Below are 957 nucleotides of genomic sequence, written 5' to 3'. Positions count from 1 at the left end.
GAAGGTCACACCCGTTCCCATCCCGAACACGGAAGTTAAGCTTCTCAGCGCCGATGGTAGTTGGGGGTTTCCCCCTGTGAGAGTAGGACGTTGCCGGGCTTTGTGATGGAGGATTAGCTCAGCTGGGAGAGCATCTGCCTTACAAGCAGAGGGTCGGCGGTTCGAGCCCGTCATCCTCCACCATTAAAAAATATGAGCCATTAGCTCAGTTGGTAGAGCATCTGACTTTTAATCAGAGGGTCGCAGGTTCGAATCCTGCATGGCTCATCAAGTTATCTGCGGGTGTGGCGGAATTGGCAGACGCACCAGACTTAGGATCTGGCGCCGCAAGGCGTGGGGGTTCGACTCCCTTCACCCGCATACAACGCGGAAGTAGTTCAGTGGTAGAACACCACCTTGCCAAGGTGGGGGTCGCGGGTTCGAATCCCGTCTTCCGCTCCATTTTAACCCCTATGCCGGGGTGGCGGAATTGGCAGACGCACAGGACTTAAAATCCTGCGGTAGGTGACTACCGTACCGGTTCGACTCCGGTCCTCGGCACCATTATTTTAATATGCGCCCATAGCTCAATTGGATAGAGCGTTTGACTACGGATCAAAAGGTTAGGGGTTCGACTCCTCTTGGGCGCGCCATTTACGGGAAGTAGCTCAGCTTGGTAGAGCACATGGTTTGGGACCATGGGGTCGCAGGTTCGAATCCTGTCTTCCCGACCACTATAAATTTCGGGGCCTTAGCTCAGCTGGGAGAGCGCCTGCTTTGCACGCAGGAGGTCAGCGGTTCGATCCCGCTAGGCTCCACCAAAAAAGTTATTGACTTAGTTATATTTTTGTGGTATTATTAAAAAGTTGTATTAAGAGTATTGATCTTTGAAAACTGAACAAAACGAAACGTCAATTTTTTATGAGCTTATATCAAACATCTTTTTGGAGAGTTTGATCCTGGCTCAGGACGAACGCT

8 tRNA genes and 1 rRNA gene are annotated in these 957 nt (G+C 51.2%); all 9 read left to right on the top strand.

Annotation, left to right across the window (positions count from 1 at the left end):
• Positions 1–99 (top strand): 5S ribosomal RNA (gene rrf, locus G4D61_RS17960); the annotation flags it as partial.
• An 8-nt stretch (positions 100–107) separates the two neighbouring features.
• Positions 108–183: transfer RNA gene (locus G4D61_RS17955), tRNA-Val, on the top strand.
• 11 nt (positions 184–194) lie between these two features.
• Positions 195–267 (top strand) — tRNA-Lys (locus G4D61_RS17950).
• 11 nt (positions 268–278) lie between these two features.
• Positions 279–360, top strand: a tRNA-Leu gene (locus tag G4D61_RS17945).
• 6 nt (positions 361–366) lie between these two features.
• A tRNA-Gly gene (locus G4D61_RS17940) sits at positions 367–441 on the top strand.
• Positions 442–454: 13 nt separating this feature from the next.
• Positions 455–543, top strand: a tRNA-Leu gene (locus G4D61_RS17935).
• Positions 544–555: 12 nt separating this feature from the next.
• Positions 556–632 (top strand) — tRNA-Arg (locus G4D61_RS17930).
• Positions 633–636: 4 nt separating this feature from the next.
• Positions 637–713: transfer RNA gene (locus G4D61_RS17925), tRNA-Pro, on the top strand.
• An 11-nt stretch (positions 714–724) separates the two neighbouring features.
• Positions 725–800: transfer RNA gene (locus G4D61_RS17920), tRNA-Ala, on the top strand.
• Positions 801–957: the final 157 nt, after the last annotated feature.

The sequence above is a fragment of the Heyndrickxia ginsengihumi genome, assembly GCF_011008565.1.
Taxonomy (GTDB): Bacteria; Bacillota; Bacilli; order Bacillales; family Bacillaceae_C; genus Weizmannia; species Weizmannia ginsengihumi.
The sequence above is the reverse complement of the archived record's forward strand: the minus strand, read 5'-3'. Positions and strand labels throughout refer to the sequence as shown.